This is a genomic window from Acinetobacter sp. WCHAc060006, assembly GCF_004209135.1.
GTDB lineage: Bacteria > Pseudomonadota > Gammaproteobacteria > Pseudomonadales > Moraxellaceae > Acinetobacter > Acinetobacter cumulans.
Map to the genome: position 1 here is coordinate 24,119 of NZ_SGSS01000016.1, position 18,734 is coordinate 42,852.

At 41.5% G+C, this 18,734-nt stretch carries 16 protein-coding genes; 8 read left to right on the forward strand and 8 right to left on the reverse strand.

Translation table 11 applies throughout. The features are described from left to right. Window positions 1-100 precede the first annotated feature (100 nt). Window positions 101-1,306, reverse strand: coding sequence for an acetyl-CoA C-acetyltransferase (locus EXE29_RS10590; protein WP_120364628.1), 1,206 nt, complete (start codon window positions 1,304-1,306; stop codon window positions 101-103). Between the two features lie 218 nt (window positions 1,307-1,524). Here EXE29_RS10590 and EXE29_RS10595 point away from each other — a divergent pair, with 218 nt between their 5' ends. Beyond that, the gene (locus EXE29_RS10595; protein ID WP_120364629.1) at window positions 1,525-1,956 is read left to right on the forward strand and encodes an NUDIX hydrolase; all 432 of its coding nucleotides are present in this window, start codon (window positions 1,525-1,527) and stop codon (window positions 1,954-1,956) included. A gap of 117 nt (window positions 1,957-2,073) precedes the next feature. On the opposite strand, the gene EXE29_RS10600 is transcribed toward EXE29_RS10595, so the two are convergent. Next, window positions 2,074-3,084 (reverse strand): AraC family transcriptional regulator, encoded by a 1,011-nt coding sequence (locus tag EXE29_RS10600; RefSeq protein ID WP_106985970.1) that lies wholly within the window; start codon window positions 3,082-3,084, stop codon window positions 2,074-2,076. Window positions 3,085-3,294: 210 nt separating this feature from the next. Between EXE29_RS10600 and EXE29_RS10605 the strand changes: the two genes are divergently transcribed. From EXE29_RS10605 to ygiD, 4 genes are all read left to right on the forward strand, one after another. After that, on the forward strand, window positions 3,295-4,434 hold the full coding sequence (locus tag EXE29_RS10605; protein ID WP_120364630.1) for a CaiB/BaiF CoA transferase family protein: 1,140 nt from the start codon (window positions 3,295-3,297) through the stop codon (window positions 4,432-4,434). A gap of 287 nt (window positions 4,435-4,721) precedes the next feature. Further along, window positions 4,722-6,365, forward strand: coding sequence for a nitrite/sulfite reductase (locus EXE29_RS10610; RefSeq protein ID WP_120364631.1), 1,644 nt, complete (start codon window positions 4,722-4,724; stop codon window positions 6,363-6,365). After that, window positions 6,358-6,843, forward strand: coding sequence for a DUF934 domain-containing protein (locus EXE29_RS10615; protein ID WP_120364632.1), 486 nt, complete (start codon window positions 6,358-6,360; stop codon window positions 6,841-6,843). The genes EXE29_RS10610 and EXE29_RS10615 overlap by 8 nt, the downstream gene beginning before the upstream one ends. Window positions 6,844-7,074: 231 nt before the next feature. Continuing rightward, the gene (ygiD, locus tag EXE29_RS10620) at window positions 7,075-7,929 is read left to right on the forward strand and encodes a 4,5-DOPA-extradiol-dioxygenase (RefSeq protein ID WP_120364633.1); all 855 of its coding nucleotides are present in this window, start codon (window positions 7,075-7,077) and stop codon (window positions 7,927-7,929) included. Between the two features lie 83 nt (window positions 7,930-8,012). Here the strand turns inward: ygiD and EXE29_RS10625 are convergent, their stop codons facing one another. The 3 genes from EXE29_RS10625 to EXE29_RS10635 all read right to left on the reverse strand — a co-directional run bounded on the left by EXE29_RS10625 (window position 8,013) and on the right by EXE29_RS10635 (window position 10,561). Next, complete coding sequence (locus EXE29_RS10625; RefSeq protein ID WP_120364634.1) at window positions 8,013-8,465, reverse strand: VOC family protein; 453 nt, start codon at window positions 8,463-8,465, stop codon at window positions 8,013-8,015. Between the two features lie 289 nt (window positions 8,466-8,754). Then, window positions 8,755-9,930, reverse strand: coding sequence for a thiolase family protein (locus EXE29_RS10630; protein ID WP_106985941.1), 1,176 nt, complete (start codon window positions 9,928-9,930; stop codon window positions 8,755-8,757). 109 nt (window positions 9,931-10,039) lie between these two features. Continuing rightward, window positions 10,040-10,561, reverse strand: coding sequence for a GspH/FimT family protein (locus EXE29_RS10635; RefSeq protein WP_117006371.1), 522 nt, complete (start codon window positions 10,559-10,561; stop codon window positions 10,040-10,042). Between the two features lie 376 nt (window positions 10,562-10,937). Between EXE29_RS10635 and omp38 the strand changes: the two genes are divergently transcribed. Both omp38 and EXE29_RS10645 read left to right on the forward strand, forming a co-directional pair. Further along, complete coding sequence (gene omp38, locus EXE29_RS10640; protein ID WP_120364635.1) at window positions 10,938-11,975, forward strand: outer membrane protein Omp38; 1,038 nt, start codon at window positions 10,938-10,940, stop codon at window positions 11,973-11,975. Between the two features lie 136 nt (window positions 11,976-12,111). Then, window positions 12,112-12,642, forward strand: a complete 531-nt coding sequence (locus EXE29_RS10645; protein ID WP_106985944.1) for a cysteine peptidase family C39 domain-containing protein — start codon at window positions 12,112-12,114, stop codon at window positions 12,640-12,642. A gap of 142 nt (window positions 12,643-12,784) precedes the next feature. Here EXE29_RS10645 and EXE29_RS10650 read toward each other — a convergent pair whose 3' ends face one another. The 3 genes from EXE29_RS10650 to EXE29_RS10660 form a co-directional block, all read right to left on the reverse strand. Next, window positions 12,785-14,251, reverse strand: coding sequence for an amino acid permease (locus EXE29_RS10650; protein ID WP_106985945.1), 1,467 nt, complete (start codon window positions 14,249-14,251; stop codon window positions 12,785-12,787). Between the two features lie 9 nt (window positions 14,252-14,260). Further along, window positions 14,261-15,286: a methyltransferase gene (locus EXE29_RS10655; RefSeq protein ID WP_106985946.1), complete on the reverse strand. Its 1,026-nt coding sequence runs from the start codon at window positions 15,284-15,286 to the stop codon at window positions 14,261-14,263. Between the two features lie 64 nt (window positions 15,287-15,350). After that, a complete protein-coding gene (locus EXE29_RS10660; RefSeq protein ID WP_120364636.1) occupies window positions 15,351-16,721 on the reverse strand; it encodes a uracil-xanthine permease family protein in 1,371 nt (456 codons plus the stop codon). Between the two features lie 173 nt (window positions 16,722-16,894). On the opposite strand from EXE29_RS10660, the gene typA reads away from it, so the two are divergent. Continuing rightward, window positions 16,895-18,724 (forward strand): translational GTPase TypA, encoded by a 1,830-nt coding sequence (typA, locus tag EXE29_RS10665; RefSeq protein WP_106985948.1) that lies wholly within the window; start codon window positions 16,895-16,897, stop codon window positions 18,722-18,724. Window positions 18,725-18,734 lie beyond the last annotated feature (10 nt).

Here is an 18,734-nt window from a genome sequence, read left to right on the forward strand (position 1 = left end):
TGTCTTTTTTCTAAAAGTTCGCAGAAACATTATTTTCAATTTTTGGTCAGGTTGTGGATGACACATACCAAGTATCAAATGCTGTGTACGGTTCGGTTAATTAAACTAGCTCAATAATCGTTGCGATGCCCATACCGCCGCCCACACACAAAGTCGCTAAACCGCGCTTTTTACCTTGGCGTTCTAGTTCATCCATCAGGGTTCCTAAAATCATGGCACCTGTTGCACCTAGCGGATGTCCTAATGCAATCGCGCCGCCATTCACATTGACTTTGGCAGGGTCTACCTTGAGCTCGGTAATAAAACGCATCACCACTGCAGCAAAAGCTTCATTCACTTCAAACAGGTCAATATCATCAATGGTTAGGCCAGCTTTGGCTAAGGCTTTACGTGCAGCAGGTGCAGGGCCCGTCAGCATAATGGTCGGGTCTGCGCCCACTAATGCAGTTGCAAGCACTTTGGCACGCGGTTTTAGGCCTTGTTCTTTGACCGCTCTTTCAGAGGCGAGCAATACCACGGCAGCACCATCGACAATGCCCGATGAATTGCCTGCATGGTGTACATGGTTGACCGCATCCACTTCAGGGTACTTTTGCAATGCGATGGCATCAAAGCCCATTTGACCCATCATGGCAAAACTTGGGTTGAGCTTGCCTAAGCCTTCTGCTGTGGTCGTTGGTTTAATAAATTCATCTTTAGCTAAAACAGTGACGCCTGCTTTGTCTTTAACCGGAACGACAGACTTGTCAAAATAACCCTTGGCTTGTGCTGCCGTTGCTTTTTGCTGAGAGTTGGCCGCAAAGGCATCCACATCTGCACGGCTATAGCCGTCAATGGTGGCAATTAAATCGGCTCCAATGCCTTGCGGAATAAAATCACAAGCCATATTGGTTTCAGGGTCGAGCGCCCAAGGACCGCCGTCACTGCCCATCGGCACACGAGACATCGACTCTACACCACCAGCTACCACAAGGTCTTCCCAGCCAGAACGCACCTTTTGCGCAGCCATATTGACTGCTTCTAAACCTGAGGCACAAAAACGGTTGATTTGAACGCCTGCCACATCATTATCCCAACCTGCTGCAATGGCTGCGGTTTTGGCAATGTCTGCGCCTTGGTCACCAATTGGGGTCACACAGCCCAATACAATGTCGTCAACTGCAGCAGTGTCAAACTGATGGCGGTTTTGTAATTCGTTTAATAAACCAGTCAGCAGGCTAATCGGTTTAACGGCATGCAGTGAACCATCTTTTTTACCTTTTCCGCGCGGTGTGCGAATGGCATCAATGATGTAAGCCTCGCTCATAATCCTGTCCCTTTGATGTATAAATTTTTATTGGTTTTTTGAGTGTACGGATAATTTGGATGAGTGCAATGACAAGAACGGGTCAGGTCAGATGTGATTTTTTGCCAGTTTGATTTTGTCTCTTGTAGCTAAAACAAGTATTCAAATGTGTGCCTGAATTAATTTTAATTTTTTGATTTGTCTGTATTAAGATATTGCGCCTTCTGTAGGAGTGATCAATGAGCCACATACGTGCAAAAGTGATTTGTTTATTTAGACATCAAGAGCAGGTTCTTTTAGCTCAAGCCTATGACCCAACAAAGAACGAGCATTATTTAATGCCCATCGGCGGCGGAATTGAGTTCGGAGAACGCGCTGCTGATAGCATCCGCAGAGAAGTGCAGGAAGAAATTCAGCAAGAAATTACCCAGCTGAAATATCTCGATGTACTCGAAAATATTTTTACGTTTGATGGAAAAGCAGGTCATGAAATTGTGTTTGTATATTCTGCTGTATTTATAGATCAGCGTATGTATGCTCAGGCAATGATTAAAGGTATAGAGTCGAATGGCGATGAGTATCAAGCGACGTGGTACACGCAGGCACAACTTACTCAATTGAACTTACCGATTTATCCTCTTGGCATAGAGGCACTTTTGTTTCAGTCCTAGCTTAAAGTATCGTTGAGTTTGTTTTAATACAATGCAAAAGCCCAAGCAGAGTGCTTGGGCTAAATGAATCACAGAGAAGTATAAGACAGTAAATTAGTCAAAAAGTCTCATTTCGACTTAGTGATAACCATGCAGTTGACGGTAAAGGCCTGGTGTTACACCTGTCCACTTCTTAAATGCACGGTGGAAAGTACTGGTTTCACTAAAGCCAACTTGCTGTGCAACATCTTCTAAAGTTAAAGCAGGGTTTAGCAATAGGTGAATCGCGGCATCACGGCGCAGTGCATCTTTTACACCTTGATAGCTTTTACCTTCGGCTGCTAGACGGCGACGCAATGTTTGAGGTGAAAGATATAACATTGAGGCAACATCGTTCAATGTTGGCATTTCTTCGCCAATTTGGCTCTTCAGCACTTCACGAATACGTGAAGTGAGTGAGTTGGTATTTTTAAATTTCACCAGCAGTTGTGCAGGGGCAGCTTTTAAGAATTCTTCTAATGATTCTTCGTTTTGACGAATTGGAAGATCTAAATAATCCGCAGCAAAGGTGATTTCAGTACGTGGCGCATCAAATTGCATTACAGGCGCAAAGAAAAGCGCATCATATTCATCCGCATGTTCTGGGCGGCTATAGCCGAAATGTACACGCTCTAAAGGCAGGCGGCGCTCAATCAACCAAGATGCCAATCCATGCCAAATCATGAGCATACTTTCAGTAATAAAATGATCAGGGTCCATAGATTTTGGGATGAGTGGTACCAAACGCGCTTCGTGCTTATCGCGTTCTAAGGTTACAGACCATTCATCGCCAAACAATTTATAAAACTGAGAGGACAGCTCTAATGCATCACCCAAAGTTTTGGCATGAATAATCAGCTGACACATAATGGCAAAAGTGCCTAAACGACGTGGCTGAATATCAAAACCGACGTGTTCGTCTTGCGTCACCATCCACAACATTTTGATAAAACGCGTGTACTGTTCTGGAGAAATACGCGCTTTGGGTTGGCGCAGTAGTTCGGCTTCAATTCCGACGTGAGACAATAAAGTTTCGACATCCATGCCTAAGCGTTTTACACCAGACAAAGCAGCATTGACGAAATGGATACTGATCGTATCGCGGCTCATGTTGATTCCTTCAGGCTCTTTAATGTTCACAAATTTTGACCTAACTGACACTTAAAAAATTAAATATGGCAATTTACAACAGCGAAAATACCATTTTTACATGGTAAATTGCCGAAACTATCAAGGTAAATGGCTGAACATGACATTGTTTTGTATCATTTATATTTCTAATATGCATAAAAAATCAACATAAATAGAGTAAAAACTCCAATGTCAGCACCACTAAAAGGCTTGAAAGTTCTTGATTTTTCCACACTTCTACCTGGTCCATTCGCCACTTTGTATTTGGCCGATCTGGGCGCAGAGGTTGTGCATATTGAATCACCTACGCGTCTAGACTTGGTTCGTTTGATGCCACCTTATGCAAATGGGCAGGCTGTAGCACATAGTTATTTAAACAGAAACAAGCAATCGATCGCACTCGATTTAAAAGACCCAAACAGTATTGCATTGCTGTATCAAAAAATATTAGAGGTCGATATTGTGGTTGAGCAATTCCGCCCAGGCGTTATGCAACGCTTAGGTTTGGACTATGCAACTTTGGCACAGATTAATCCTAAATTGATTTACTGCTCAATTACAGGCTATGGGCAAACCGGACTTTATAAAGATAAAGCTGGTCATGATATTAATTATTTAGCCTTGTCTGGAATCGCGGGATACAGTGGCCGTCAGCAGAGTGGGCCACCGCCACTCGGCATACAAGTTGCCGATGTTGCAGGTGGTTCTATGCATGCTGTTATGGGAATATTGGCTGCAGTCATTGAGCGCTATCAAAGCGGTATAGGACAGTATATTGATATTTCTATGACTGATTGTGCTGTGGCATTAAACAATATGGCGGCAGCCAGTAGTTTGGCTGGTGGTGAGCATGCCGAAGCCGAGCAAACGCATTTGAATGGCGCAACATTTTATGACTATTACCCAACGCAAGACGGGCGCTATTTTGCAGTGGGTAGTTTAGAGCCCCAATTTATGCTCGCTTTAGGGCAGGCACTGGACTTACCCCTTCTTTTACAGAAGGGAGCATCATTTGATCAGGCTGACCGAGCAGAAGTGAAACAAGCGCTACGAGACAAATTTGCATCTGAGCCATTTGCAGTATGGCAAGCATTGTTTCAAAACTTGGATGTATGTGTAGAACCCGTATTATCCTTGCAAGAGGCTTTAAATTCACCTTTGGCAGCTGCGCGGAATTGGGTAGTCAATGTTCCCTTAAATGCTGAGGCCGTAGAAACCGAGCCACAGTTGGCCTGTCCAATTAAATTTTCACGTTCTCAGGCCAGTTATCAATATATTGGACAAGCGCTTGGTGCTGGCACTTGGTTTAAGTCTACAGCTGACGATTAGTGAATGATCATAGATGAATGCATGCTGTGGTTGATTGCAATTAACATCCTCTTAAAGTAAAAGCCTACATCGTGGGCTTTTCTTTATGATAAAAAATGCTAAAGATTAAATAAAATAATCAATATTAAAAAAAGCAATTACAAATGGCCTGAAAGTACCTATATCAATGATATTGAGATAGTCTTATCAATAAAATCGCTATTAAATATGTAAAAAACGCATTTTCTTGATAGATCAAATCTCGTTATTCTGTGCATCGTTATAATAGAAACTACTAGCTGTACGCCATGTATTTATATACTGATTTTGATCAGCAACTGATTAATGAACGTGTTGCACAGTTCCGTGATCAAACGGAACGTTATTTAGCAGGTAAATTGACAGAAGACGAATATCGTCCGCTTCGTCTGCAAAATGGTTTATATGTGCAGCGCTATGCACCCATGCTCCGTGTTGCTGTGCCTTATGGTTTAATGAACTCGAAGCAACTGCGTAAAATTGCTTCACTTGCAACAGCGTATGACCGTGGTTATGCACACGTTTCAACACGTCAAAACTTCCAATTTAACTGGCCAGCGCTTGAAAATGTGCCAGATATGTTAGAAGAGTTGGCATCAGTACAAATGCATGCCATTCAAACCTCTGGTAACTGTATTCGTAACACGACAACAGACCAATATGCAGGTGTGGTTGCAGGCGAAATCGAAGATCCACGTGCAACGTGTGAATTGATTCGTCAATGGTCAACCTTCCACCCAGAATTTGCTTTCTTACCACGTAAGTTCAAAATTGCAGTATCTGCACTTGAAGAAATTGACCGTGCTGCAACAGCTTTTCATGACATCGGTGTTTACATCGTGCGTAATGAAGCAGGCGAGATGGGCTATAAAATTAAAGTGGGCGGTGGTTTAGGTCGTACCCCAATTATTGGTAGCTTTATTCGTGACTTCTTACCTCGTGAAGATTTAATTGCGTACTTAGAAGCTGTACTACGTGTTTACAACTTACACGGTCGCCGTGATAACAAGTACAAAGCACGTATCAAAATTTTGGTAAAAGCATTAACGCCAGAAGTATTTGCAGAAAAAGTTGAAGCTGAATTTGCACATACCATCAAAACATTAAAAATTGATGCTGCCACTTTGGCAAAAATGGATGCGAACTTTACGCCATTTAATTACCAAGATTATGCAGATGAAGATTTCACTGCAAAATTTGCTGAATATCCAAAATTCAAACAATGGTTCAACATCAACACCAATGCACATAAAGTAAAAGGTTACCGCATCGTAACGATTTCACTTAAACGTGCAGGTATTGCACCAGGTGATGTGACCACTGAAGAAATGAACTTGATTGCAGATCTTGCAGACAAGTACACATTTGGTGAGTTACGTACAACGCATGAACAAAATATTGCGTTGGTAGACGTTCCACAAAAAGATTTGTTTGAACTTTGGCAAGTGCTAGATGCAAAAGATTTAGCGCGTGCACATATTGGTTTTATTACTGACATTATTTGCTGCCCAGGCGGTGACTTCTGTTCATTGGCCAATGCGAAATCAATTCCAATTTCTGAAGCAATTTCACGTCGTTTTGATGATCTAGATACGATTTATAACCTTGGCAAGCTTGATCTGAATATTTCAGGTTGTATGAATGCATGTGGTCATCACCACGTGGGTAATATTGGTATTTTAGGTGTAGACAAAAAAGGCGCTGAATTCTACCAAATCACGCTTGGCGGTAATGCTGATCATGATGCATCGATTGGTGACATCTTAGGGCCATCATTTGCAGCGGATCGCGTACCTGATGTTGTCGAAGAAATTTTAAATACCTATCTTGATCTTCGTACGGAAGGTGAAGACTTTATTGATACCTATCGCCGTGTTGGCATTCAACCATTTAAGGAGCGTGCTTATGCTTAATACCGCACTACAAGTGCTCTCTAAAGATGGCACAATTGCAGACAACAGCTATGAAATCATTGCAGAAGATGGCGTATTACCACAAGGTGATGTGCTATTGACTGTTGAGCAGTTAGATCAGATTGCAAATGTAACGGGCAAAAAAGCATTGTTCTTAACAGTGGATGCTTCTCCTGAAACTAATGAATTTCCGCTAGATCAACTTGATGCAATTTTTATTGATTTTGCAGGCTTTAATGATGGTCGTGGTTATTCATTTGCTGCATTGTTACGTCGCCAAGGCTACCAAGGTGAACTTCGTGCCACAGGTGATGTATTTAAAGATGTATTAAATTACATGAAGCGTGCAGGCTTTGACACTTTTGTGATCAAAGAAGGCAAAGATATTCATGAAGCTGCTGCTGGTTTGGGTGACTTTACTCATCCTTACCAAGCTTCAACGGCTGTACCGCAAGCACATTATCAAACAGGTGCTTAATTCAATTAAGTAACTGAAAAAGCTGGACTGAGGTTCAGCTTTTTTTTGCCAAATTAAATGCAAATAGAAATGTTGCTAATGGAAGGGTGAATCTCAGCACTTCGCTATATGATCAATTTGCCTTATTTAGCCCCAGCGTTCCATTTTTGCAATGTTGTAGTGACGTAAACAGACTATCGGGACATGTATGAACTTTGCATAATAAAAATATCCATCACATAGGTGAATATCATGCACATGCAAACAGGCGATTTATCTCTTCTCAAAAATTGGAATGCAACACTTCCACACACTGCACCTATGCCTGTTTTGTTTCTAGGGCATGGTTCCCCCATGAATGCCATTCAAGACAATGAATTCACGCGTGAATGGAATAGAGTGGGGGCGACTTTAGAAACCCCACCAACGGCCATATTATGTATTTCAGCGCATTGGTTGACTCAAGGTGGTACAGCGGTCACTGCGATGCAAATGCCACGTACCATTCATGATTTTGGTGGCTTTCCACAAGCTTTATTTGATATGCAATATCCTGCGTCAGGTAATCAAGCTTTGGTCGATGCAACTGTCGATGCAATCCAAAGCATTGATATTCATCATGACCATGAGTGGGGCCTAGATCACGGCACTTGGGCAGTGTTATGTCACGTTTTTCCTGACGCCAATATTCCTGTGGTGCAGTTGAGCATCGATTATAGCCAAGGTGCACAATATCATTATGATTTGGCAAAACAGCTTGCGGGGCTGCGCCGTAAAGGGGTGTTGATTGTTGCGAGTGGTAATTTGGTTCATAACTTGGGTCGAGTTGCCTTTGATAAAATCAACCATGAATATGGTTTTGATTGGGCGCTCGAAGCAGACCAGAAAATGCAGAGTTTTTTGTTAGCGCGTAATCACCAAGCACTCATTGATTGGGATAAACAAGGCACGGCTTTTAAACTCGCCATTCCAACACCTGATCATTATTATCCAATGATCTATGCACTGGCTTTACAAGAAGACAAAGACGAGTTGAGTTTATTTAATGCCAAAGCAGTGGGTGGATCACTGACAATGACATCTTTTCGGTTAGATCAATCTGCATAAAATGACATGGTCACCGTATAAAAAAAAGCGACCTTTCATTGGGTCGCTTTTTTGTGTCGAATGAGCTGAGATGCTGACCTCAATTACGCAGTTTCTAATTGGCAATTGATCATCCATTGAATACCAAATTGATCGGTGAGTGCACCATATAAAGCCCCCCAGAATGTTGGACTCAAAGCCATTTCAACTGTGCCATTGACGGCAAGTGCATCAAACAGTCGTTTTGCCTCATCTTGTTCACTGGCATCTAGATTAATCGAAATATAATGATTGGTGCCTACGGTAAATGCTTTATTGGTTTGAGCACAAAATTGTTCGCTAATATCTGAGGCCATTAAAACGGTATGTTCATTAATCGGAAGAGAAATATGCATAATTTTTTGACGGTCTGCCTCAGATAAAGGGGATTGACCTTCTTGTGTGGGCGCATCGCTATAACGCATAACAAATAAAAACTCGCCACCAAAGACAGACTTATAAAAATTAAATGCCGCTTCAGTATTACCTTTAAAGTTTAAATAATGATTGAGTTGCATGTGAGCACCGCGTTTTTTGTTGTTGTGGTCACTTAAGATTAAGCTTAAATTCTTAAGCCAATGTGATTGCTGTGTTCAAAATTGTAATTGCTAGCATGCAAGCTTTATTAAAATGACGATAAGAAATTTTGATTTGAAGATCGGATTAAAAAATCCCCCATGACGGAGGATTTTATACAGATTTTTTGTGAGTGAAGATTGATATAGGACTTTAAGTTATCCATTAATAAGGAACTAAAGCGATGTTATTCATCTACCTAAATTCTTTTAAAAGGAGTGCCTTAAAGTCTTAAAGTACTTCAATCGCGACAGCAGTTGCTTCACCGCCACCAATACACAGCGCAGCAATACCGCGTTTACCGCCAGTACGCTTAAGGGCATGTATTAAAGTTAAAATAATGCGTGAGCCTGTAGAACCCACAGGGTGGCCAAGTGCACATGCACCACCATTAATATTCACTTTTTCTGCATCCAGTTTGAACTCATCCATTGGGCACATCGTCACCATAGCAAAGGCTTCATTAATTTCCCAAAGGTCAACGTCTTGAGCGTCCCAACCTGTAGCATTTAATACCTTTTGAATCGCGCCCACAGGAGCAATGGTAAATTCAGATGGATGCTGTGAATTTGAAGCATACGCAACAATTTTAGCTAAAGGGTTTAAGCCCTTTGCCACAGCTTGTTCTGCAGAGGTTAAAACTAATGCTGAAGCACCGTCAGAGATAGAGCTCGCATTGGCAGCAGTAATGGTGCCATCTTTAGCAAAAGCAGGGCGTAATGTTGGAATTTTGTCGATATTGGCATTGAATGGTTGTTCATCTTTATCAATAACTACATCGCCTTTACGCGTACTCACAGTTACAGGCACAATTTCATCTGCAAAATAGCCTTCAGTAATCGCTGTTTGCGCACGCTTTAAAGAACGAATGGCAAAGTTATCCATCTGTTCACGTGTATAGCCTTTGCTGTTGGCCATGTCTTGTGCAAATGAACCCATTAAACGACCAGTCTCAGCATCTTCAAGACCATCAAGGAACATGTGATCTTTGATTTCGCCATGACCCATACGGAAGCCAGCACGAGCTTTAGGCAATACATAAGGTGCATTGGTCATGGATTCCATACCACCAGCAACTACAAACTGTGCAGAACCAGCTTTAATCATGTCTGCTGCTTGCATCACAGCTTTCATGCCAGAACCACACAATTTATTAATGGTGACTGCGCCTGTTGAATCAGGCAAACCTGCTAAACGCATCGCTTGACGCGCAGGGCCTTGTTTTAAGCCAGCAGGAAGCACACAGCCCATAATGACTTCTTCGATGTCCGTTGCTTGTAAGCCTGAGCGAGCAATTGCTTCTTTAATTGAAGCTGCACCTAAAATGGGTGCTGTTACACTTGCTAAGCTTCCTTGAAAGCCACCCATTGCGGTACGTGCACCATTAACAATTACGATGTCAGTCATTGTGATTTTCTCCGAATCTGTTTTATTAAAATAGTTAAACCCACAGCAGTATATAAAAAAAAGCCGTGGAGAAAATGACCTTTGTGCCAGAACTTTAGACCCACCAGTTCTAACAACTGTTGATATTTTCTAGCCGTACATGGCCCATTTTACTCATGATGATTTTTTGATGAGGCAAATCGATCAGTGAACAATGAAAAAAACTTCCGTTAGAACCAATAGGCATTCCTGTTGTGGCCTGAAAGGTTAGGCTCGGAATGCTGAGCGTGCCATGCCAATCGAGAGTGCTGTATTTAAGGTTGAGTTTTTCCTGATGCAGAATGTTTTCTGTACTATCAATTTGTCGATTTTTATTGTTATCGACAAAGATTACAAAGCCAGTGCTCCATTTGCTCGGCTGACATTGAGTGAAATTTTCACTCGGACAGATCACAATATTGGAATTTTGAATGGAGGCAAAATTTTTAGCTTGACGACTAAATGTTTGTATTTTTTTTGCTGTAAGTTGCATTTCTTGCATGGCTTGATGCCGTTGGAATGCGGGTAATGCATAGCTTGAAATGATACAAATAATTGCCACGCACACGATGAGTTCTAATTGTGTGAAACCATTTTTTACTATAAAAAACATTGGATTGAACCTTGTATTTGGTATTTATTTTTATTAATTCATGTTATTAATAATGTGCTTCAACACATTTTTGAGTTGAGCAAAAATTTTTATTACTCAAGTTTTAATAAAACTGCTAAAATATTTAGCAAGTGAAAAATAAGCGATTCACAAGAATAAATTGAGTAAAAAATTACCGAATTACAACGGAAATTGTAAGTAATTTTGTCAATAATTTACTTGATTAGACTAATCAAGCACTTGGAAAACCATTGAAGTGTTTGTATGATTCGGCGTGAATAGCTTAAAAAATAAAACTGGGGTATTAGAAAGCCTATCTCAGGATGCCGGTATTTTTAGGCTTGAACAACAATTGTTATCTCTGGAGGATAAATCCATGAAAATGAGTCGTATTGCTTTAGCAATGCTCGTAGCTGCTCCTTTAGCAGCTGCAAACGCAGGCGTAACTGTTACTCCATTAATGCTTGGTTACACATTCCAAGACACTCAGCACAACAATGGTGCTAAAGACCACTTGATGGACTCTACTGATGGTGAGCTACAAGACGATTTATTCGTTGGAGCTGCATTGGGTGTAGAACTTACTCCATGGTTAGGTTTTGAAGCTGAATATAACCAAGTGAAAGGTGATGTAGAAGGCCTTGGCGTACCTGCAGGTGCAGAATATAAGCAGACTCAAATCAATGGTAACTTCTATGCTACTTCTGATTTGATCACTAAAAACTATGACAGCAAAATCAAGCCATATGTACTTTTAGGTGCTGGTCATTACAAATATAAAGCTGCAGGTTCAATTGCAGATGGTGAGTCTGAAGAAGGTACTTTAGGTAACGCAGGTCTAGGTGCTTTCTGGCGCTTAAATGACGTTCTATCTCTTCGTACAGAAGCTCGTGCAACTTACAACATCGACGAAGATTTCTGGAACTACACAGCTTTAGCTGGTCTTAACGTAGTTCTTGGTGGTCACTTGAAACCAGCTGCTCCTGTAGTTGAAGTTGCTCCTGTAGCTCCTGTAGCTCCAGTTCAACCAGCTCCACAAGAGTTGACTGAAGACCTTAACATGGAACTTCGTGTGTTCTTTGATACAAACAAATCAAACATCAAAGATCAATACAAACCAGAAATCGCTAAAGTAGCTGAGAAACTTTCTGAGTATCCAAACGCTACTGCTCGTATCGAAGGTCACACAGACAACACTGGTCCACGTGCACTTAACGAACGTCTTTCTTTAGCTCGTGCTAACTCTGTTAAAACAGCACTTGTTAACGAATACAACGTAGATGCAGCTCGCTTGTCTACTCAAGGTTTCGCTTGGGATCAACCGATTGCTGACAACAAAACTAAAGAAGGCCGTGCTATGAACCGTCGCGTATTCGCTACGATTTCTGGTAGCCGTACTGTTGTAGCTAAATAAGATTCAATAATTATTTATTGAATTGAGTTTAAAAAAAAGCAGCCGAAAGGCTGCTTTTTTTATGGGGGCGAATTTTGCTGAGTTTGTTAGAATAAGCCTGTATGAAGATAAAGAAATCAATTGACTGCGAGTTGTTATGGGCTTGAAGATACCAGAGGCTTTATTAAAGCTAAAATCTAATAGTGGAGTTTATGCTGTGTGGATGGTGCTACAGCACTATGGGATACAGGCAGACATACAGCGGTTGGTTAAAATTACTGGCTATGATGGCGAAGGGGCATTTAGTATCGGTTTAGCATTGGCATTGCAAAAGTTAGGTTGTAAAACCAGTTTTCATACGGCACCAGATCCAGATAAGCAACCTAAAGAAATTGAATACTATCAAGAAGCCAAGCAACTCAATATTCCAATTCAAGCTGCTTTAAGCTATGAGCAAATTAAAGAAAAGATCGATCAGGGTTACTTTGTAATTGTGTATTACGATACTGTTGAAGGGGTGGGACACCATTCTTTGGTGTATTCAATGAATAGCCGTGAAATTTGTTTTTTTGATAATTTTACGACTTTATCTGCACGAACTTTTGAAAAAAGACGTAAAGCAGAAGGAATTTGTCGTCAGGCGATTGTGATTGATGGTTCAAAATTAGCTGATATTAAATTGAGTTAAGTTGCTTGTATATTGGCGAAACCATGAATGTACTGATTTTGGTGTCGGAATACTTAATAAGTAGGGACCGCAGTTTTCTTTTTGATTGTGATTACAAATAAAAAAAGCTACACCGGAGTGTAGCTTTTTTTGGGGTTAACTTTTAGGCGTCTTTATCAACATTCATTGGACGTACATCCATGTCTTGATATGAAACCATTTTTGCTTTGTATTTCCACTTATAGCCCAGCCAAATTGCTAGGAATAAGAAAATACCAATATACGTTGAAATGACTGCTAAGATGTCACCGTCAAGTACTGCTTGGTAGTTTTGACCGAGAACGACAATTGCACACAAAATGAAAGCAAACCATGGTGCAAACGGGAAGAATTTAGCGCGGTAAGCTAGATCTTCAAGCTTATAGCCTTGGTGTACGTACCCTTTGCGGAAGCGGTAGTGTGAAATCGCAATGCCTAACCAGACAATAAAGCCACACATACCAGACATATTTAAAAGCCAGTTGAACACAGCTTGCTCACCAATAAATGTGGTCAAGAAGCATAGAGCAGCAATTGCAGTGGTTGCATAAAGCGCATTCATTGGTACACCACGGCGGTCCAATTTTGAGAAGGCTTTTGGCGCACTGCCATTTTTTGCCATATCAAACAGCATACGTGTTGATGAATACATGCCAGAGTTACCTGCAGATAAGATTGCAGTTAAAATCACAGCATTCATTACAGAGGCTGCAAAAGCAAAGCCTGCTTTTTCATACAACAACGTAAATGGTGAAAGTGCAATATTTTCACTAGATGCTGCTTGTAAAAGCAATGGGTCATCGTATGAAACGAGCGTGCCAATAATGAAAATACACACCACATAAAACAATAAGATACGCCAGAAAATTTGCTTGATTGCTACTGGAATTGTTTTCTTTGGATCTTTAGATTCACCTGCTGCAACTCCGACCATTTCTGTACCTTGGAAGGAGAATCCGGCAATCATGGCAACACCAATAAGGGCAGACAAACCACCCACAAACGGTGCTTCACCTTTAGTCCAGTTGGCAAATGTTTCTACACCAGGGGTTAACATGATTTTACCAATCATGAAAATACCAATGATGATAAACACAACAATCGCTAGCACTTTAATTAAGGAGAAGAAAAACTCAGACTCACCAAAACCTTTGACTGTAAGGGCATTAATACCGAAGACGATCGCTAGGAAGAGCGCACTCCAATAAAATCCTGGTATATCTGGGAACCAAAATTTCATAATGAATTGAACTGCAACGAGTTCGAATGCAACGGTAATTGCCCAGTTGTACCAGTAGTTCCAGCCCAAAGCAAAGCCGAAACCACTTTCTACATACTTGGTGCCGTATGTGAAGAAAGCACCTGAAGTTGGGTTATGTGTTGCAAGCTCACCTAAGCTGGTCATGAGGAAATAAATCATTACCCCAATTAAGCAATAGGCCAGTAGTGCACCACCTGGACCAGCATTCGCAATGGTTGCACCAGAAGCAAGGAATAAACCTGTACCAATAGAGCCACCAATGGCAATCATATTTAGATGGCGGGCGCCAAGCTTACGCTTGAGTTGCGCCTGTTGATTCGTTTCGCTCATCGTTATTCCTTAAGATTTTTTTTGAGTGCTAGCGAAGAGCACTTTAAAGCCTTGTTGATCAGCCTTGGTAATACACTGACCAAAACTTTGTTCAATTAAAACGGGATAATTTAAAAAACGGTTGGCAACAATCCACAGTTCGCCATCCGACTTGAGATGACGTCGTGCAGTTTTGCATAAATTTTCACTGGCATTGTAGTCGGTTTGAATCCCTTGATGAAAGGGTGGATTACTGACGATTGCGTGTAAAAACAGTGGTGCATCTTCTATGCCACTAACCGCCTTGATCTCAAGTTGTTCTGGAACAAGAGAATTTTCTTCAAAAGTCATTTTAGTCGAAGCAAGAGCAAAGGCGTCGACATCCATCGCAAAGATACGATTTTTTGGATTTAATTTGGCCAAATAAGCGCTAATTACACCTGCGCCACAGCCGAAGTCTGCAATTTTGCCAGAGCTTACTTTAGATAGGTAAGGTAAGAATACTGCTGTACCCACATCTAAACGATTTTGACTAAATACACCGGGTAATGCACAAATGTTTAAATCGCCTTGTGGTGTTGGTACGGTATAGCGTTGTGCCCAATCTTCCAATGCTTTGGCAGTGGTATTTTTTTCTAGTACCGTTTGCCACATTTGGCAATGGCGTGCGCTGTCTAGCTTAAGGGTTTTACCATAAGGAAGAAGCTGTTTAGATGCACGTTCAACGCCACCTTTTTTCTCACCCACTAAGAAGATCGAAGCACCTAGGCTTAAACGACTCGCAAGGTTATGCAGAATATAATTGAGTAATTCTTTAGATTTAGGAACAAAAACGATGGCTTGATCAAACGCGCCTTGAGGGAGTTCAACACCAAAATGTACAGTTGCTTGACGGGCTTGAAAATATTGAAAATCGTTAAAATTCCAAGTCCAAACACTGGCATTGATGTTTGAAGCTAAATTACTGAGCAAGTCATCTGTTGGTGCATTTACGAACAATACGCGACCATCAAGAAACGCTTCCTGACGAATTACAACTTCACTTTGAGGAACCATTTTATTTCTCCATAACAAAAGCACCGCCAAGGGATAACGCTTGACGGTGCTTGAGCAAAATGAATTATTTCTTCACTTCAGGAAGAATAATATTCAATACAAGGGCAGCAATACCGCCAGTTGCAACACCAGAACTGAAAATGTTGCGAATGAGTTCAGGCAAGTGTTCAAGAATTTGTGGTACTTGAGCAACACCTAAGCCGAGCGCTAAAGAAATCGCGATGATTAATAATGCACGACGATCTAACTGAATCCCAGAGAGGATATTAATCCCTGAAGCAGCAACAGCACCAAACATCACCATAACTGCACCACCGAGTACGGCCTGTGGGACAGCTTGGATTACGCCTGCAACAGCAGGAAGTAGGCCTAAAATCACCAATAAAGCAGCAATCCAAATACCTACATAGCGACTTGCAACACCAGTCAATTGAATGACACCGTTATTTTGCGCAAACACAGAGCTTGGGAAAGTGTTGAAAATACCTGCAAGGAATGAGTTAGCACCGTTAACGAGGACACCGCCTTTAATGCGCTGCATCCACTGTGGGCCATTTACAGGTTGGTTTGATAATTTTGAAGTTGCGGTAATATCACCAATGGCTTCTAACGAAGTTACAAGGTAAATAAATGCCATTGGAATAAATAAGCTCCAAGAGAAGCTTAAGCCAAAGTGCATTGGTGTTGGAATTTGTACCAGTGGTGCATCTTTTAAACCATCAAAGTTTAAGTGCCCCATAAAGCCTGCAAGGATGTAACCCACCACAAGTGCGATTAAAATCGCTGAGCTTTTTACCCATGTAATACACACACGGTTGAGTAAAATAATTAAAGCCAATACCGTGCATGACATGATGAGATTATCTGCATTGGCAAAGGTTTTATCGCCCATGGCTTGATAACCACCACCCATTGAAATTAAACCTTCTTTGATTAAGGTTAAGCCAATAAGCAGAACCACAATACCTGTAACCAGTGGTGTGATTAGTTTTTTAATCCACGGTAAAATTTGTGATACGCCCATTTCAATGAATGCACCTGCAATCACCACACCAAAAATAGAAGCCATCACTGCTTCTACAGGCGTGCCCGCAGCCACCATTGCTGAACCAATACCAATAATTGGGCCAATAAAGTTAAAGCTTGTACCTTGAACAATTAAAAGACCAGCACCAAAAGGGCCAACTTTTTTACATTGTAGGAAAGTTGCGATGCCTGAAATGACTAGAGACATCGATAAAATCATATTCGTGTCTTCTTTAGAGACACCTAAAGCCAAACAAATTAACAGGCCAGGCGTCACGATAGGGACAATAATGGCCAATAAATGTTGGAAGGCTGCTAAAAAAGCGACGAATGGTTTCGGTCGATCTTCGAGTCCATAGACTAAATCGAGTTGATCTTTAGGGTCAGGAGATTGGTTCAAATCAGACATAAGGTACAGCAAATTAAGGCTAGGTGGCGCTATTCTAATCTGTTTACATCCCTTTACAAAATTAAAAGGGGCCGTATGGCGAAAAAAATTGATCATGTCAATAAACTGTCACTACTAAAATCTATATTTTTTCTGTATAATTTGCCCTCAAACTTTAGGCGTATCGAATACACATGTCAGATATTAAAACTCTCCGTAACATTGCCATTATCGCGCACGTCGACCATGGTAAAACGACTCTTGTAGACAAACTTTTACAGCAATCAGGTGCTCTTGGCGATCGCGCAGGCGAGATCGAACGTGTAATGGATTCTGGCGCTATTGAGTCTGAACGTGGTATTACCATTCTTGCAAAAAACACTGCAATCAAATGGTTAGACAAACGTACTGATACTGAATACCGTATCAACATCGTGGACACCCCGGGACACGCCGACTTCGGTGGTGAAGTTGAACGTGTAATGTCGATGGTTGACTGCGTACTTCTTCTTGTAGACTCACAAGAAGGTCCAATGCCACAAACTCGTTTCGTAACGTCTAAAGCGTTCGCACGTGGTTTGAAACCAATCGTAATTATTAACAAAGTGGACAAGCCAAGCGCGCGTCCGGATTGGGTAATTGACCAAGTATTTGATTTGTTTGACAACCTTGGTGGTACTGACGAACAGTTAGACTTCCCAGTTGTTTATGCTTCTGGTCTTCGCGGTGTAGCGGGTCCTTCTCCAGAAGAACTTGCTGAAGACATGACTCCATTGTTCGAAACAATTGTAGACATCGTTGAGCCACCAGCAGTTGACGTTGATGGTCCATTCCAAATGCAAATCTCTTCACTTGATTACAACAGCTTCGTTGGTGTAATCGGTGTTGGTCGTATTCAACGTGGTTCTGTTAAGTTAAATACACCTGTAACTGTAATCGACAAAGACGGTAAAACACGTAACGGTCGTATCTTAAAAATCATGGGTTACCATGGTCTTGAACGTATCGACGTTGAATCTGCTCAAGCAGGCGACATCGTTTGTGTAACTGGTATCGATGAACTTCATATCTCTGACACAATCTGTGATCCAAAAGCAGTTGAAGCACTTCCAGCGCTTTCTGTAGATGAACCTACAGTGTCTATGACTTTCCAAGTAAACAACTCACCGTTTGCTGGTAAAGAAGGTAAATTCGTAACTTCACGTAACATCCGTGAACGTCTAGACCGCGAATTGATTCACAACGTAGCATTACGTGTTGAAGATACTGACAGTCCTGACCGTTTCAAAGTGTCTGGTCGTGGTGAACTTCACCTTTCAGTACTTATTGAAAACATGCGTCGTGAAGGTTTCGAAATGGGCGTATCTCGTCCACAAGTAATCTTGAAAGAAATCGACGGTGAAAAACAAGAACCTTACGAAAACGTAACGTTTGACGTTGAAGAGCAGCACCAAGGCGCTGTAATGGAACAAATGGGTCACCGTAAAGGCGAAATGACCAATATGGAAGTTGACGGTAAAGGCCGTATCCGTATTGAAGCAACTGTTCCTTCACGTGGCTTAATCGGTTTCCGTTCTGAATTCCTGACGATGACTTCTGGTACAGGGATCATGACGTCTAGCTTCTCTCACTACGGTCCAATGAAACAAGGTACTGTTGCGAAGCGTCAAAACGGTGTGTTGATTTCTATGGTTCAAGGTACTTGCCTTGGCTATGCATTGTTCAGCTTACAAGACCGTGGTCGTCTATTTGCTAAACCACAGCTTGAAGTATACGAAGGCATGATCGTGGGTATTAACTCACGTTCTGACGACATGGTTGTTAACCCAACTAAAGCGAAACAGTTAACAAACGTACGTGCTTCAGGTACTGACGATGCGTTAACTCTTGTTCCTGCAGTTGAATACACACTTGAACAAGCGCTTGAGTTCATTGAAGATGACGAGCTAGTTGAAGTAACACCTAAGTCAATCCGTATCCGTAAGCGTTGGTTGACTGAAAACGAACGTAAGCGTAACAAATAAGTTATTCTTA

Bases quoted from the DNA above. Each gene is read 5' to 3' on its own strand.
- EXE29_RS10660 (WP_120364636.1), bottom strand. From the start codon at position 16,721: ATGTCTGATTTGAACCAATCTCCTGACCCTAAAGATCAACTCGATTTA.
- EXE29_RS10645 (WP_106985944.1), top strand. From the start codon at position 12,112: ATGGGCTTGAAGATACCAGAGGCTTTATTAAAGCTAAAATCTAATAGT.
- EXE29_RS10615 (WP_120364632.1), top strand. From the start codon at position 6,358: ATGCTTAATACCGCACTACAAGTGCTCTCTAAAGATGGCACAATTGCA.
- EXE29_RS10610 (WP_120364631.1), top strand. From the start codon at position 4,722: ATGTATTTATATACTGATTTTGATCAGCAACTGATTAATGAACGTGTT.
- EXE29_RS10655 (WP_106985946.1), bottom strand. From the start codon at position 15,286: ATGGTTCCTCAAAGTGAAGTTGTAATTCGTCAGGAAGCGTTTCTTGAT.
- EXE29_RS10595 (WP_120364629.1), top strand. From the start codon at position 1,525: ATGAGCCACATACGTGCAAAAGTGATTTGTTTATTTAGACATCAAGAG.
- EXE29_RS10625 (WP_120364634.1), bottom strand. From the start codon at position 8,465: ATGCAACTCAATCATTATTTAAACTTTAAAGGTAATACTGAAGCGGCA.
- EXE29_RS10630 (WP_106985941.1), bottom strand. From the start codon at position 9,930: ATGACTGACATCGTAATTGTTAATGGTGCACGTACCGCAATGGGTGGC.
- EXE29_RS10605 (WP_120364630.1), top strand. From the start codon at position 3,295: ATGTCAGCACCACTAAAAGGCTTGAAAGTTCTTGATTTTTCCACACTT.
- EXE29_RS10590 (WP_120364628.1), bottom strand. From the start codon at position 1,306: ATGAGCGAGGCTTACATCATTGATGCCATTCGCACACCGCGCGGAAAA.
- EXE29_RS10635 (WP_117006371.1), bottom strand. From the start codon at position 10,561: ATGTTTTTTATAGTAAAAAATGGTTTCACACAATTAGAACTCATCGTG.
- EXE29_RS10650 (WP_106985945.1), bottom strand. From the start codon at position 14,251: ATGAGCGAAACGAATCAACAGGCGCAACTCAAGCGTAAGCTTGGCGCC.
- typA (WP_106985948.1), top strand. From the start codon at position 16,895: ATGTCAGATATTAAAACTCTCCGTAACATTGCCATTATCGCGCACGTC.
- omp38 (WP_120364635.1), top strand. From the start codon at position 10,938: ATGAAAATGAGTCGTATTGCTTTAGCAATGCTCGTAGCTGCTCCTTTA.
- ygiD (WP_120364633.1), top strand. From the start codon at position 7,075: ATGCACATGCAAACAGGCGATTTATCTCTTCTCAAAAATTGGAATGCA.
- EXE29_RS10600 (WP_106985970.1), bottom strand. From the start codon at position 3,084: ATGAGCCGCGATACGATCAGTATCCATTTCGTCAATGCTGCTTTGTCT.